At 54.2% G+C, this 13,802-nt stretch carries 15 protein-coding genes and 1 other RNA gene; 6 read left to right on the top strand and 10 right to left on the bottom strand.

What is annotated here, in order from left to right; all coding sequences use genetic code 11:
• From ssrA to KGZ66_02165, 9 genes are all read right to left on the bottom strand, one after another.
• Nucleotides 1–224: a transfer-messenger RNA gene (gene ssrA, locus KGZ66_02125) on the bottom strand; the annotation flags it as partial.
• 2 nt (nt 225–226) lie between these two features.
• On the bottom strand, nt 227–706 hold the full coding sequence (gene smpB, locus KGZ66_02130; protein MBS3984386.1) for an SsrA-binding protein SmpB: 480 nt from the start codon (nt 704–706) through the stop codon (nt 227–229).
• A gap of 40 nt (nt 707–746) precedes the next feature.
• The gene (locus KGZ66_02135; GenBank protein MBS3984387.1) at nt 747–1,118 is read right to left on the bottom strand and encodes a hypothetical protein; all 372 of its coding nucleotides are present in this window, start codon (nt 1,116–1,118) and stop codon (nt 747–749) included.
• A gap of 23 nt (nt 1,119–1,141) precedes the next feature.
• Entirely contained in the window at nt 1,142–2,602 is a 1,461-nt protein-coding gene (gene lysS / locus KGZ66_02140; protein MBS3984388.1) for a lysine--tRNA ligase, read from the bottom strand.
• A 140-nt stretch (nt 2,603–2,742) separates the two neighbouring features.
• A complete protein-coding gene (locus KGZ66_02145) occupies nt 2,743–3,426 on the bottom strand; it encodes an ABC transporter ATP-binding protein (GenBank protein MBS3984389.1) in 684 nt (227 codons plus the stop codon).
• A gap of 1 nt (nt 3,427) precedes the next feature.
• Nucleotides 3,428–4,585, bottom strand: coding sequence for an ABC transporter permease (locus KGZ66_02150; GenBank protein MBS3984390.1), 1,158 nt, complete (start codon nt 4,583–4,585; stop codon nt 3,428–3,430).
• Between the two features lie 44 nt (nt 4,586–4,629).
• A complete protein-coding gene (locus tag KGZ66_02155; GenBank protein MBS3984391.1) occupies nt 4,630–5,547 on the bottom strand; it encodes a M48 family metalloprotease in 918 nt (305 codons plus the stop codon).
• Nucleotides 5,547–5,978, bottom strand: a complete 432-nt coding sequence (locus tag KGZ66_02160; GenBank protein MBS3984392.1) for a BlaI/MecI/CopY family transcriptional regulator — start codon at nt 5,976–5,978, stop codon at nt 5,547–5,549. The genes KGZ66_02155 and KGZ66_02160 overlap by 1 nt, the downstream gene beginning before the upstream one ends.
• Before the next feature lie 6 nt (nt 5,979–5,984).
• Nucleotides 5,985–6,260 (bottom strand): hypothetical protein, encoded by a 276-nt coding sequence (locus tag KGZ66_02165; GenBank protein ID MBS3984393.1) that lies wholly within the window; start codon nt 6,258–6,260, stop codon nt 5,985–5,987.
• A gap of 137 nt (nt 6,261–6,397) precedes the next feature.
• Here KGZ66_02165 and KGZ66_02170 point away from each other — a divergent pair, with 137 nt between their 5' ends.
• The 4 genes from KGZ66_02170 to KGZ66_02185 all read left to right on the top strand — a co-directional run bounded on the left by KGZ66_02170 (nt 6,398) and on the right by KGZ66_02185 (nt 9,522).
• Nucleotides 6,398–6,892, top strand: a complete 495-nt coding sequence (locus KGZ66_02170) for a hypothetical protein (protein ID MBS3984394.1) — start codon at nt 6,398–6,400, stop codon at nt 6,890–6,892.
• Between the two features lie 152 nt (nt 6,893–7,044).
• The gene (locus KGZ66_02175; GenBank protein ID MBS3984395.1) at nt 7,045–7,416 is read left to right on the top strand and encodes a BlaI/MecI/CopY family transcriptional regulator; all 372 of its coding nucleotides are present in this window, start codon (nt 7,045–7,047) and stop codon (nt 7,414–7,416) included.
• A gap of 4 nt (nt 7,417–7,420) precedes the next feature.
• Complete coding sequence (locus KGZ66_02180) at nt 7,421–8,908, top strand: M56 family metallopeptidase (GenBank protein ID MBS3984396.1); 1,488 nt, start codon at nt 7,421–7,423, stop codon at nt 8,906–8,908.
• A gap of 2 nt (nt 8,909–8,910) precedes the next feature.
• On the top strand, nt 8,911–9,522 hold the full coding sequence (locus KGZ66_02185) for a hypothetical protein (protein MBS3984397.1): 612 nt from the start codon (nt 8,911–8,913) through the stop codon (nt 9,520–9,522).
• A 23-nt stretch (nt 9,523–9,545) separates the two neighbouring features.
• Here the strand turns inward: KGZ66_02185 and KGZ66_02190 are convergent, their stop codons facing one another.
• Complete coding sequence (locus KGZ66_02190) at nt 9,546–10,856, bottom strand: helix-turn-helix transcriptional regulator (protein MBS3984398.1); 1,311 nt, start codon at nt 10,854–10,856, stop codon at nt 9,546–9,548.
• Between the two features lie 603 nt (nt 10,857–11,459).
• On the opposite strand from KGZ66_02190, the gene KGZ66_02195 reads away from it, so the two are divergent.
• Nucleotides 11,460–12,524, top strand: coding sequence for a hypothetical protein (locus KGZ66_02195; GenBank protein ID MBS3984399.1), 1,065 nt, complete (start codon nt 11,460–11,462; stop codon nt 12,522–12,524).
• A gap of 435 nt (nt 12,525–12,959) precedes the next feature.
• Nucleotides 12,960–13,565 carry a hypothetical protein gene (locus KGZ66_02200; GenBank protein ID MBS3984400.1) on the top strand — a complete coding sequence of 202 codons (606 nt, stop codon included), beginning with the start codon at nt 12,960–12,962 and terminating at the stop codon, nt 13,563–13,565.
• The last annotated feature ends 237 nt before the right edge of the window (nt 13,566–13,802 follow it).

The raw sequence follows: 13,802 nt of genomic DNA on the forward strand, positions 1-13,802 counted from the left end.
TATTATTTTCGCGTTACTTACTAGGCGCTTAGTAACACTACTCCTGCTTTCATGACGCCGGTGACCGCCCTCGCAGGAAAAGTGCGGGCCGACGGCTACCTATCTAGGCAGCGAACGCGAAACGTTCGTTTGCGTTTGTTTTGTTTTTTCCCTGTTTTACGGGTGTCGGGACCCCGACTCGCTACCCCAACCCACTCTACCCCCGTCGAAACCTTTTCGCCCCCAATTATAGCTCGCCTTTTTGGCGAAGACGAAAAGCTTGCTCGATGTCGCGCTTAGCTTCTTTGTCGGCGGCCGCGTCGCGCTTGTCGTGCTGCTTTTTGCCGCGCGCAAGGCCAAGTTCGACTTTGATGCGCCCGTCTTTTTGATAGAGCTTAAGCGCCACTAAGGTAAAGCCTTTTTGCTGAACAAGACCAATCAAACGCGCAATCTCGCGCTTGTGCAAGAGCAACTTGCGTGCGCGTCGCGGGTCGCGGTTAAATTGGTTGCCTTGTTCATAAGGGCTGATATGAACATTATAGAGCATGCACTCGCCGTTAGCAATGCTAGCATAACTGTCGCGCAAGTTTGCTTTCCCCGCGCGAATAGATTTAACCTCCGTGCCAACTAAAGCGACGCCGGCTTCGTAGGTCTCTTCGATAAAAAAGTCGTGGTAGGCTTTGCGATTTTCGGCAAAAACTTTTATAGTAGTTTCTTTCTTAGTCATATTTTACGTCCCTTTCGCCCTTTGTGCGGCGACATCATTACTAAAACACGAACTCGCGGTACCGCACCTCGTCTACCCAGAGCGTAACGTGAATGGCCTGCACTATCCACTCCGGCATCGGGATAAACCCAAACAACGAGTATTCCTCTAGCGTGGCGTCAATGCGCAGCTGGTGCCCGCGAAAGTGAAAGCTGTGCGGTGCCTCCACAAAGTCGTTCGCTAGACTAGCCTCTTGCAGATAGGTAAAGAGGCTTACCCTGCCCACGGTCCCAACCGGCACTATGCCCTTTAGCACGTGCACTTGGTTAGGATGCGAAGGAGGCTCAAACGCAATAATAATCGCCCCCAGCCAATGCTGGTGAATGCGAATGCGCTCGCGATTCGGCAGGTCGACCCAAACCTTGGTGGACATATCGCCTCCTTTGTGCTTTTGGTTCATGCTTCGTCAAGCGGCCGCATGATTGGGAACAGCACCCCATCACGGATGTTTGGCAGGTCAAGTAGCACTTGCAGCAAACGGTCAATGCCAATACCCCAGCCGGAGATAGGCGGCATCCCGTGCTCCATGGCCAGAAGATAGTCCTCATCCATGGGCATGGCCTCGGCATCACCTTGGCTTCTAAGCCGCGCTTGTTCCTCTAAGCGCGCTCGCTGCTCTAGCGGGTCGACAAGCTCGGAGTAGCCGTTAATAATCTCTGCGCCGTTAACCACGAGCTGAAAGCGGTCGGTTATGCTTGGGTTGTGGTCGTTCTTGCGCGCGAGCGGCGAAAGCTCGACAGGGTGGCACGTTAGGTAAGTGGGCGCAATCAGCTTCGGGCGGCTAATTTTCTTGTACAGGACGTCAATTAAGTTGCCTTTACCGAGCTTTGCTAAGTCGGCGTGCTCTAGGTAAATGCCTTGCCTGCGCACTGCCGCGAGCAACTCGGCTGCAGTCGCATAGGCATCGATGTCGATGTTAGCGTCGCGCAAAATTAAGTCGCGGAAAGTAACTACCGGCCACTCCGCACCAAAGTCTATCTCCTGTTCGCCGATACGCACTAGGGTTGAGCCAAACAGCTCTTTGACACAGTGAATTACCAGGTCGCGCAGAAGCCGCATGTTGTCCTCGTAGTTAAAGTAGGCGCTGTACCCTTCGACCATGGTAAAATCCTGCAAGTGGGTCGGGCTAATGCCCTCGTTGCGGAAGCAACGCGCAACTTCAAAGACGTGCGTAAACCCGCCGACTATCAGGCGCTTTAGATACATCTCCGGCGCAATGCGGAGATACAGGTCGATATCGAGGGCGTTGTGGTGGGTTACAAACGGGGAGGCCAGCGCGCCGGAGGGCTTGTTGGTTAGAATCTGAGTCTCTACTTCGATAAACCCGCGCTCCTCAAAGAAACGCCGCAAAGCCGAGAGCAAGCGCGAGCGCAACCTAAAGACGCGGCGGCTCTCTTCATTAGATATAAGGTCTAAGTAGCGCTGGCGGTAGATAAGCTCGACGTCCTTTAGGCCATGCCACTTTTCGGGGAGCTCGCGCAGTGCTTTGCCGAGGTACGTCCACTCGCTGACCTGCACCGTCTTTTCGCCGGTCTTAGTAGTAAACGTGGTGCCCTGCACGCCCACAAAATCCCCGATGTCGACGACTTCGTGAAATATGCCGTACCCTTCGCCGAGCTGATCCTGCTTTAGGGCAATTTGCACGCGCCCCTCGATATCTTGCAGATGAGCAAATGTGAGCTTCCCCATCTTGCGGATGGCTACAAGGCGACCGGCCACCCTAACAGCGGCAGTGTCGTCAGGCAGATTGCTGGCCTCTTTAAGTGTGTGCGTTACGGCATATCGCTCGGGATACGCATGTATATTGAGCGCCTTTAAGCGAGCTAGCTTCTCGCTGCGATAATCCTGCTGGCCCACGTACATTCCTCCGCTCGAACTCTAAATGCTTAAGTGTCTGAATTCTACTTGCTTACGCGCGCGCTTGTCAAGTCAGCAAAAAGAGCGGCCCGCAGGCCGCCAATAGGAAGGAGGAGGTAAAGAAAGAGGCTGACCAAGCCTTATGGCCTAGGGAGCGGAGAATGCACAGCAGTCTGTATCTGCCCGTCCGAGATACTAACCGTGCGACCCGCCATGGCCGCAATCTCGTGATTATGCGTGACAATGATGGTAGTTAATCCTGCGCAGTTAAGTTCTCTAAAGAGCTCGATTACCTTAAGGCTGTTCTTGCTGTCGAGGTTGCCGGTGGGCTCGTCAGCAAGTAGGATGGCGGGGCTGTTAATAAGTGCCCGCGCAATGGCTACGCGCTGCATTTCGCCGCCGCTAAGCTCTTTGGGCAAGTGTGTGCGGCGGTGGCTTAGCCCGACGACATCTAGCAGCTCTTTGGTGCGCTTGCCGCGATTATCCCTAAACAACAGGGGGAGTTCAATGTTTTCTTCGACCGTAAGTGTCGGCAAGAGAAAGAACTGCTGAAAGACAAAGCCTATATTCTCTTGGCGCAGGCGCACGAGACGCGACTCCTGCAGGCCGACTACCTCCTGCCCACGCAAGCGGTAACTGCCGGAAGTAGCTGTGTCGAGGCACCCCAAGAGGTTCATCAACGTCGTTTTGCCGGAACCCGATGGGCCGACAATGGCGATAAACTCGCCCTCTTCAACGCTGATGGCCGCATCCTGCAGTGCGTAAACCGTTTCACTGCCGCGGCGGTATTGCTTGCACAGCTTTTCGGTCCTAATCACGCTCATATTACTCACTCCTTATCGCCTCCATGGGGCTAAGTCCCGCGGCACGCAGTGCCGGGTAAGCGCCCGCCACCACACCCAATACGACAGAGACCAACAGGCTCATGACGGCGATATCGGGATTAAATGTAATTAGGTTGCCGGCCGGGGCAAAAGGCAGGATGTCGCGCAGGGCGCCTTCAATGAGCGTACCCGCGCCGATGGCGGCCGCGATGCCGAGCGCTCCACCCGTCACCGTCAGCAGGATGCTCTCTATCCACACGAGCGCGAAGATGTCCACAGCGCCTGCGCCTACGGCCTTCATCATGCCTATCTCGCGCGTGCGCTCGAACACCGAGGTAAGAATGCTGTTTAGCACGCCAAGGGCGCTGATTAAGACGGCGATAATTACTATTGAAGTGATTAGCGCCTGGGCCGATTCCATTAGCGTCTGCACCGTGCCGAGCATCTGCGACATGGTGATAGCCTGCACATCGGGCAAGGCCTCGACGGATTCGACCACTGCCTGAACCTGGCGCAGGTCGTTTAGCTGAATGGCTACCGAGGTCACCTTGCCTTCGGCGTTAAAGAGCCGCTGGGCGGTAAGGAGGGGCATATAGACAAATTGGTCGTCTTGCGAGCCGGTCTTCTGCAAAATGCCGGTCACAGTAAAGGCCTGATCCACCCCGGGGATACGATACTCGCTGCCGATAGAAAGCGCCATTTCCGTAGCTTTAGCAGCCGGGAGAATGACGGAGTTGGCGTCTACAAAGCGCTCGCCCTCAATTACCCACCAAGGTTTTAGGTCAAAGCCCGCCTCGTCCAGGCCTTGAATAATGACAGGCTTGCCTCCATGCACAAGTTTCTGGTTCATAAACATGCCTACAGCGTTTTTTACGTGAGGCATAGCGCGAATGGTCGCCACGTGTTCCTCACTTAAAAAGTCATCTATGACGCCGCCGTGCATAACCATAGCCGTAGCCTCATAAGGGCAGCCCTTGGCGATGGCTAACATGTGCGCGCCGAGGCGGTTTAGGTCTTGGCGCAGGCTGGCTTGGTAGCCGGCGTTAAATGACATAAAGCTAAAGAGCATAGCGATGCCAACCGCAATGCCTAGCAGTGTGAGCGCGCTTCGCACACGGCGGCGCAGCAGATTCTTTAGCGCAACGGATAAAAACTTCATGCAGCGAACATCCTTTCTTTACTACAGAGGGTAGTAGTGCGACCCTAACAGATCAAAACTACTATCGCACCTAGCAGGCCCATCGGTATCCAAAGTGGCACAGGCGTATAGGCGCGGCGGTCGGCTAGGAGCAGCTCGATGCGCCGCTTAATGTTACCGCCGGCGACAAAATAGCTTTCGGACCAGCGCCACTCGGCGAGCGACAGTAGCTCCTGGCTGCGGCGCACTACTTTCAGCAGGGCAGAAGCTAGGTCTAGCCTTGCCTCGTCAGCGACAGCGTCATCGGCCGCTTCTTCGCGCGCTTGGCAGTAGCGTGCATAGGCTAGGTGTGTAAGCGGCGAAAAAAAGGCCACTTCCTTAAGCAAAAAGACTAAGTTCCACAGCTGGTCGCGCCCGCGCACATGCGCAACTTCGTGAGCGAGGGTCGCCCGCAGTTCCGCGTCGCTCAGCTGCTCTAGTAAGCCCGTAGTCACGCAGAGTGTCGGCGGAATGTCGTCGCGCACATAGGCCGCCGGGTAACAATTTGACAAAACGGCTATGCGGATTTGCGAAGCTTGGGCAATATCTGCCAAGGCAAGGGTCACGCGCTCGGTCGCCGCAGAGTCATCCGCCGGGCGGCTTATGCGCAGAGGGGAGCGGTAATGCTGCCATAACCTAGCTAGGAGATACACGCCGAGCAAAGTTAACGTAAAAGGCGCCAGGAAACCCGCATAAATGCGTCCCATGGTGCAGATACGCCAGGCAAACGGCCCAAAGAGGCGACTGCACCGCCCAAAGATATGCGTAAAGTACACGAGGAAGCTTAGTATTGGCACCGCCAGTACGGCAGCGTACAGCACCATCCGCACGCGTGGCGCAAGTGTGAGCAAGCCGTCGAACAAGGCCACTACGGCAAAGGCCAAGCCGCCCGCCACCAACACATGTAGCACAAAAGGCGACACAAAGAGCTGCCAAGTAACCATTAGCTTTTCCCCCGGCGCTCTGCTAAGGCGGCCTCTAGCTTATTTAGCTCGGCGGCATCGACTCGCGCCAGGCGATTAGCAAGGTGCGATATGGTTTGCTCGCGGTGCGAAACCAGTAGGGCGTCTAGCACTTCCCCGACAATGCGGGCCAAATACTCGTCGCGCGCCACAGCGGCCATGTAGATGTAGGTGTTGCCCGCTGCTTCGCGCTGGAGCAGTGCCTTTTCCGCCAGTCGCCCCATTACCGTCATTACGGTGGTGTACGCAAGCTCGCGCTCGCGCGCGGCCAACAGGCCTTCATACACATCGCGCACCGTGCTTTGCCCGCGCTCCCATATAAACTCCATAATGTCGGCTTCGAGGTCGCCAAGTATTTGCCTGAGGCCTTCCTTGCGCGGCTTAAAATCCGGTACACCTATTTTTCTGTTCATGCCAGACTACCGCCCAATAACGTAATACTGACCGGGCCCTGCCCACCCAAGGCGGGCCAGCCTGTTCCCATTCTGGCGAATTTCAATTTCGATATGGCAACCATAGTCGATTACTTTGGCGCTAAGACCGGTAAGCGTTGGGTTTTGCTGCTGATAGAAAGCTAGCGCCTCATCACGCACCGCGCTAAAATCGTCGCTCGCCTGAGCAGCCCGCCAAAAATAGTAGCCCGCACCTGCCGCAGCTACAACGACGATGGCCAAGACAATGTAGATTGTCCTCATGATTCCCCTCCTGTCTACTACAGAGCATAGTAGTAATTACACTTTAGCCTAGGCACGTTAGCGTGTCAATTAAAACTTGGAACTAATTCTTGCGGCGCGCGTCAAAGAAGACGAGTGCAACGAAAGGAGCCAAGAAAATGAAAAAAGTAATCGTGTTGACCCTAATCATGTTAACGGTGATGGCCACTAGCGCCATGGCTATGCTGAAGGTGCTAGAACCGGCATTGGCAAGCGAACTCGAGGGACTTGCGCGCGAGCAACTGGCCAAGGAGCAGAACGTAAGCATCGGCCGGGTAGTAATCGAAGAGGGCTGGGTGCTAGAACTCCACAACATCAAGACCGACTTGTATGTAGTTATAGCGAAGGTTAACGGCGAGAAGGTCGAAACGCACGTGCATGTGGGTGAAAAGCGAGTCCTCACTGCCGAGCAAACTGCCGCGCTAAAGGCACAAAACGAGAAGGCCGCGCCTGCCGAGCCTATAATGCGCATCATGTCCGCGACCGAAGACACCAAGGCGATTGCGGAAAACGCACCGGTCGCAGAGAGTCGCCCATGGTACCTGTTTGCAGGCGGAGCCGGAGCTCTGGCTGTACTCGCAGTAGGAGCGTTTGTAGTTCTGCGCAGGATGTAGAGAGAACGAGATGAGGGGCTGCTAGCTCCTTGTGGGGAGTGTCGCACATGTGCGGCACTCCTTTGCCGTACTTAGCGGTGTCCCCTTGACACATAGTTCTACATGATGTAGTCTAATATTAAACTACACAACATAGATGGATGGTGGACACAATGGAGCAGTTACAGCAAATGTCTGGCTCGGAAAGGCAAATTATGGAGTTTGTCTGGGCAGCGGAGCGACCGGTGACGACACGTGAAATACTGCGCAACCTAGATTCTAGTAAAGCCTGGAAGCAGAGCACGGTGATTACCTTTCTGACTCGCCTAATCGAGAAACACATTGTTAAGGCAACCAGAGTAGGTAAGGCCAACTTCTATGAGCCGCGCATATCTCAGCAGGAATACCTCTTGTTTGAGACTAGGCAGTTCATCCGAGATGTCCACAAAGGTTCGACGAAAGGCTTCCTCAGCGCATTGTGTGACATTGGGGACCTAACTGAACGGGACATTGCAGAACTTATAGCCCGCGTAAAGGATAGGTGAGTCTATGCTAACTACCGTTTCTGGCCATCTGCTGGTAATGTCGATAGTGGCTGGGGGGCTTGTCTTACTTCTTAGGCAGAGCGATGTTTTATCCCAAAAATACTTATCGGCGACGTGGCGGTACTATAGCCACCTAATCGCTTGCTCCTTTTTCTTGGTACCATATTTCGCTTTAGTGCCTCTACTGCGCTTTTCTCTAGGACCGGTTACGCCATCCGGGCGGTACGCAGCCGGGCATCCTTACAGCCTAAACGCAATCACAGAGTGGAGTGGGCTTGCAACTTGGCTTATCGCTTGGTTGCCATATCTACTTATAGGTGGGTCGGTTATTTTTATGGCGACGACCTTAATAGAGAAACGTCGAGTCAAAAGTCGCATTCTGGCCGCATGCCAGGAAGTATCAGAGCATGAGATTCTTCGTGTTCTGGACGAATGTAGGCTTAAGCTCGGCATCACAAAGAGGATTCCCATCTACCTTGCCCCATACAGCGGCACGCCTTTTCTCTATGGATGTTTGCGCCCTTTTATTGTCTTACCACATCACACCTTCTCCCGCGTTGAGCTTGAGTACATATTTTTACACGAGCTCACTCACTTGAAGCGACATGACGTGTGGGTGAAAGGATTTCTGCTCCTCATTAACGCCTTCCATTGGTATAACCCCCTCGCCTATCTAGGTCGTGAGAGGATCTACCATCTGTGCGAGCTCTCCTGCGACGAAAGCATCACTAGGTCTATGACGCACGACGAGCGACAGAAGTACTGCGAGCTGATTCTTGGTCTACTTCTGGCTGCGAGGGGGCGATGCACGGCCAAGGCTTCGCTGTATGCCTTCAGTAGTGGACGGCAATATCTTGAAGAACGTATCCACAGAATTATGGAAAGGGGAAGTTTTATGACCCGTAAGTCTTTTGCCGCAGGAATAGCCGTAGCCTTACTTATCGGCAGCATCGGCGTTATTGCCGCTTATGCCGCCAGCGTGCGCCTGATTCCACCAAGCGTGCGCTCACCAGTCACGCTAGCGGCCGGTGAGCGAGCCACAATCTCTCTCTCTGCATACGCTGACTTTGCTACTGCCAAGGCTTTTCTCGAACGACATGCGCTTAGGGCCGAGTCCGTTTGGTATAGAGCGACTAGACACGGTTTTAGCGGGGGCTTTTGTGTGCATGGCTCCCTCCCTGCCTCGGTAGCGAGGGTGATCAGAGGCTTGGAAGAAAATATGGCATCCACTAAAGCACAGCTAGAGACAGCTCCCGCAGACGAGAGACCTATTCTTGAAAAGTCTATCGCCAAACACAAGATGATGATCGAAGCGTTTAACAGCGGTTCAGCTAAAGCTTATGGACTCGATGTGGAAGCCGAAGCAGGCAGGTTGTACGCTCTACAAGCAGACCCCATGACAAGGCTGGTAGATGTCCGACCGAGCACAACCACACGATCAGAGAGCCAAAGGCAGGGTCGGCCACTTCAACCAAGCAGTAAAGAAAGGTAGAGATGGCAGCGGCAGGCAGCAACAACTGGGGTCTCAAGTCCTCAAAATCGCTTCTGGCAGGCACCGTGCTGGCGGTTCTAGTAACCGCTCGCTGGTTGAGTATCTACCCTGCAGTGGTGCGCCAGTTGGAGATTGGCTCTTTCGTTCCGGTATGGCTCGTGGCGTCTATTGTCGCTGCGAGCTCAATACTGGCCGTTGCAGTTCTGGCCGACCTTGACAAGCATCTGCATGCTAGAGAAGGACAGCAACTAAGCTTTAGCCGAGCGTTTCTCAAGATTTGTCTCGTCTTATCGCCTGTAGTGTTTACTAGTGGTCTCCACTCGCGCCTGCTTCCCGCTGATATCGCAAGGCTCGCCCTTGATCCATTCCAGTTCTTCCCTCTACTGCTTGGCTCCCTGTGGGAAGGACTCACAAACATGAGCTATCTACAAGACATGAGCTACTTTGTATGGGTGGCCTTCGCGGCAGCTCCTTGGTTGGCGTCTGGTGTAATCTACGTCAGACTCTCTTGTATTGGCCGACTGCGGTCAGCCCTAGCCCTAGCTTTAACTCCGATTATTGTAGTTGCCACAGCTACGGCTGAGCTGGCACTGATTATCGATTGGATCGATTAGGGGGAACATAGGCACCCATTGCGTTACTGCTTGTAGGCACAGACGCGCAGGGCAAGGACTGCTTGCAGGTCGTGCCGATATGAATCGGCCAAGGTAAAGTGTTTTAGGCCCCCGGCGAAGGCGAGAAAGTACAGGGGATAGTCGCGTGCAGACAGAAGCTCGCGCAGCGCACTTTGCCAGGCGTGCAAAGCACGGTAGTTGTCCCCCGCGGCAGATGCGTAGCACGCATCAAGAAGCGAGGTCAATCCAGAGAACAGAGCTGTGGGCGCATCGTTTGAACGAGCTCGGCTCTCAAGCGGGGCGGCCATCTGAGTCAGCCAGGAGCGCACGAACTGCTGCTCTTGGCTGTCGCTTTCCGCGGATAAACTATCCGCTAAGGCTCTAAGCGCGTCGCTTTCGCCGCGCTCCCACAAGGTAAGGCCGTAACCAAGGCAGAGCACGGCGTCACGCATTGTGCTTGGCGGCTCGTAACAAGGCGCGGAGGCGTCCCCCGTAGCACGCCCGATAGCGTAGCGGCAAAACTCTAAGTCATACGAAACTCGCATGGTAAGCGCCTGGAGCTTGGCTACAGTGGAGAATGCAAGTAACCTGTCGGCTGTGTCGCTGACGGTACGCAGGCTAACGCGAGTTGCCGTACGCATGCTGTTAAGAGCTAGGGCTTCCCACTTGCCGGCAAGCTCGCTCGCCGCCTGGGGGAATCTTTCGTACAGCGCTATGGCCCTAAGCTGAAGCTCCAGCGCGCGAGCGTAATCTTCGTCCACGTGAGCAGCCAGCGCGAGGTAACGGTAGGTGTCGAGGCAGTGCGACAGGTACTTGGCGGGCTGGGCGGTTAAGCGCTTCTGCCAAAAGGCCAGCGCACGCCGCAGGTGTGCATTGGCGTCGGCCGAATGCCCGAGCAAGCAAGCGCTTTTCCCGGCCAGCAGTTCGGTGTGGGCGACGGCGGCAGGAGCGAGCTCGTCGCCATGCTGCAAAAGGAGCGCCTTAGCCAAGCGAAAACTAGCGCCGTACTCACGCGCAAGAAAGTGTCGTTCCGCTAACACCGCTTGCTCCACGGGCGCAAGGCTCTCGTCGGGCGTGTGCCCCCAGATTTCTGTTGGCATGCAGTGGGAGGCGCTAGGCTCTACACTTGGCGTATAGAGACGCGAGGGAGTCGCGTGCAAAAGCAGGCTCAGCCGGTCGGCGACCAGTTCGCGCATACTGCTAGGCTCGGTTTCGGCCAAAATCGAGGAGAGGTATTGCTTCGATGTACCTACAAGCCGCGCGGCCTCGGCTATGCTTAGGTTGTTTTCCGCTAGCAGCTGCTTCACGTTGTGTCGCCAAATATCTCTGTACAAGCGTTCCCCACCCCCTACGCGCTGCTTAGGACTCTACTCCTTGACCGAAGGCTTCTTCCCGTGTTGCACATACTTTCCCATTGCCTACTACTTGCTGGAGGTCTGATTGTCACCAAGAACCAACTCCTCGTAGTAAAAGGTGTTACGAACTGTCACAATGTTGGGAGCGTGCCACAGAACTCGCTGCTGATATGATTATACTACGATTAAGCAACGGAAGGAGAGGGTAAATATTGCAGAGGATGTTCACGCTTATCTTAGTGGTGGCGCAAAAAATCTTCTCGGAGCCGTTGCACTTTGTTTCCTTCAAGTGTCTTATTAAGCGAAGGCCGTTGCGGGCCGTTGCGAACTCTCCGGAAGCCCTTTATTGCTTTAGTATTTGGAGGCGATTCTATGCTCGGGAAGCGCGTTAAAGAGGCGCGATTAGCGAAGGGCCTCACTTAGGCAAAACTGGCTGACGGCAAGTTTTCACGCGCCTACATTGGGGCTATCGAAAGCGGAAGGATTAGGCCTTCAGCGGAGAATCTGGCCGTAATCGCGGAGTTGTTAGGCCAGCCGATCAGCCACTTCATGCCACAGGCGCAAGAGGAGGCGGAGGCTAGGTTGTTAGTGCTGCTGAGTGAGGTGAAAGCCCTGATATCGGCAAAGGACTTCGAACAGGCTAAAGCCATGTTTGAGGGCTGCAACGCTTGCGATTGTAGCCAACAGAGCCCGCAGGTACAAGGAGTCTACTTTGAGGCCAAGGCTAGCTTAGAGGCTGCTGACAAGATGTTGCTCAGATCAGTTGACACGTTCAAGGTTGCCGCACAAGCATATACACTGGCTAAACTAACGCTTGACGCATGGAGATGTGCGTTTAACGCCGCTATGGCACTTTACCACGGCGACCAACTGAGTTATGCGGTGTTTATGGCTCTAGACGCGCTGGACTACTTAAAGAATTCGCCAGAGTATAGGGATGAGCTCAGCAAGACTCACTACTTAGTCGGAAGCTGCTACACCACACTCGGCAACTCTGGCGTGGCCAGTGCCCATTTTGCACTAGCTGAAAGTGCCAGCAACTTGGGGACAGCGCTTGGAGTCAAAGCACTGATTGCCAAGGCCAGTTGCCATGCGCGGCAGGGCAACTGGAATGCTGCCTTAACAGATGCCCAGAGGGCGGCAACGCTCTCAGACCAACTGATCGCCAGCGAGCTTAAGGCCGAAGCCCTCATTGGGGCAGCTGTTTGCTTAACCAACCTGCAAGACACACTAGGTGCTCGCCGAATACTATCTGAACTGGTTCACATCCCACAAATTAGCGTAGCAACGAAACGCAAGGCGTACAGAGAGGTACTACTTGCGTTAAGCGAACTCCCTAACTACTGTGAAACCGTTGCTTACGAGGAAGAACTGCAGGGATTGATGCAGAAACCCGATGGCACTATGGAAGAATGGGAACTCCTCAAAGATCAGTGGGCGCTGACCAAGAGCCGGCTACGCCGCGATCCGCTTTTCATTGAGAGCACAGCAAGTTCCTTTGGTCAAGGATTTGCCCGCTTAGAGCGATATCGGGATGCGGCCGATGTACTGGTCTTTGGTGCCAAGTTGTTGGAGCAGCAGAATCAGTACCGCGAGGCACTACTGCTTATGATGCGTGCGCACAACTTACTGACAGGCAGGGCCTAGTAGCAGGCGCTACTATCATGTCCTTGTGATACTAACACCCATCGTTTACAATTTATCTAACATGGAGAACCTGGGTGGATTGGAGGTGTGATTTATGCGGACACCGCGTGTTGTGGCACTCATACTAGCGATACTGTTAGTGAGTCAAACCTGTGGCCTCGTTGGCGTTGTAGACGCTGTTCCTCGACCTGAAAACAACGCCGTTTTAGTGCAGTGGGACCCGCCGAAACCCTGAGAGCAAGACACAATTATGCATAGAAGCAGGCACTTCCTCCAATGAGTCGGAGGCTGACAACAAGTGTCTTCAGACAGTTGTGGGTAGATATGATCGTATAGAAGGAGTGTGAGTATCGACGGCGCGCCTTTGATTGTCACCATTCGCACGTCTGGAGTTGCGTACCAACCCAATAAATGAGAGGTAAGGTGGTAGGAATAATGTTAGTCAGAAAAGTCATGCGAAGCAAACTAGCGCTTGTTTCTGTCAGTATACTGATGCTTATGTTGCTCTGTGAAGCACATCTTGTCATGTTTTCCCCAGAGGCACATGCGGCACGGGAAGACCGAGGTTTTCAGGATACACGTAGCACTATGTCGATCCCTCCAGACCGAATTCTATGGGACGAAAAAAACGACCCACATGCGGTGCGGTTGACATGGAATTTAGGTGCCACCGATGTCCGACGTGGTATGTTTTCAGTAGAAGGGATTAGCCCAATTCCGTACAATTACGCCGCTCTCTATTGGGTTGCTGATGGAACGGGTGAGCAGATACGCCCAGAGGAGTTCACGGTTGTATATGAGAGCATGTTATCTGGCGAAAGTCGAGACAGCCCCACACTAACAACTGGGACTGAGCACCCCCTATCTAAGGCAGGCGACGGGGAGTTTTTGGCACCATTCCATGCGATTGTGGATGGAAGGCCACGCAATGCCTTTGCTGTTAAAGCGTTTTGCGTTGCTAGCTTTTTTCTCAACCAACCGCTGTGTTCAACAAAGGGAACAGGGGCAACGCCGTGGTTTTTCGGGCATGCTAGCCACTAGACATCCATAATATGACATCTGGGCCTGTATAAGGGCGTAGTCATCCCTTGGCGCTGATGCTAGGTTTTTGATTCGATTAGACCAGCAACTCTACGCTGCCTTCACTAGGCTCCGCATTTTATCGTGCTGATTTGCTCTTATTCGTCCTACGGCCATTGCCAGCATTACGGCCAGCGCTAGCGTGCACCGCATTGTCATTTTTCGCAACCCACGGATAAAGTGCTTCTCAAAGCCATA

The organism is Selenomonadales bacterium, from assembly GCA_018335585.1.
GTDB lineage: Bacteria > Bacillota > UBA994 > UBA994 > UBA994 > UBA994.

Coding starts and splice junctions, on each gene's coding strand:
- KGZ66_02180 (MBS3984396.1), top strand. CDS start 7,421: ATGCTAACTACCGTTTCTGGCCATCTGCTGGTAATGTCGATAGTGGCT.
- KGZ66_02185 (MBS3984397.1), top strand. CDS start 8,911: ATGGCAGCGGCAGGCAGCAACAACTGGGGTCTCAAGTCCTCAAAATCG.
- KGZ66_02135 (MBS3984387.1), bottom strand. CDS start 1,118: ATGTCCACCAAGGTTTGGGTCGACCTGCCGAATCGCGAGCGCATTCGC.
- KGZ66_02165 (MBS3984393.1), bottom strand. CDS start 6,260: ATGAGGACAATCTACATTGTCTTGGCCATCGTCGTTGTAGCTGCGGCA.
- KGZ66_02155 (MBS3984391.1), bottom strand. CDS start 5,547: ATGGTTACTTGGCAGCTCTTTGTGTCGCCTTTTGTGCTACATGTGTTG.
- KGZ66_02200 (MBS3984400.1), top strand. CDS start 12,960: ATGTTAGTCAGAAAAGTCATGCGAAGCAAACTAGCGCTTGTTTCTGTC.
- KGZ66_02160 (MBS3984392.1), bottom strand. CDS start 5,978: ATGAACAGAAAAATAGGTGTACCGGATTTTAAGCCGCGCAAGGAAGGC.
- KGZ66_02145 (MBS3984389.1), bottom strand. CDS start 3,426: ATGAGCGTGATTAGGACCGAAAAGCTGTGCAAGCAATACCGCCGCGGC.
- smpB (MBS3984386.1), bottom strand. CDS start 706: ATGACTAAGAAAGAAACTACTATAAAAGTTTTTGCCGAAAATCGCAAA.
- KGZ66_02170 (MBS3984394.1), top strand. CDS start 6,398: ATGAAAAAAGTAATCGTGTTGACCCTAATCATGTTAACGGTGATGGCC.
- KGZ66_02175 (MBS3984395.1), top strand. CDS start 7,045: ATGGAGCAGTTACAGCAAATGTCTGGCTCGGAAAGGCAAATTATGGAG.
- KGZ66_02150 (MBS3984390.1), bottom strand. CDS start 4,585: ATGAAGTTTTTATCCGTTGCGCTAAAGAATCTGCTGCGCCGCCGTGTG.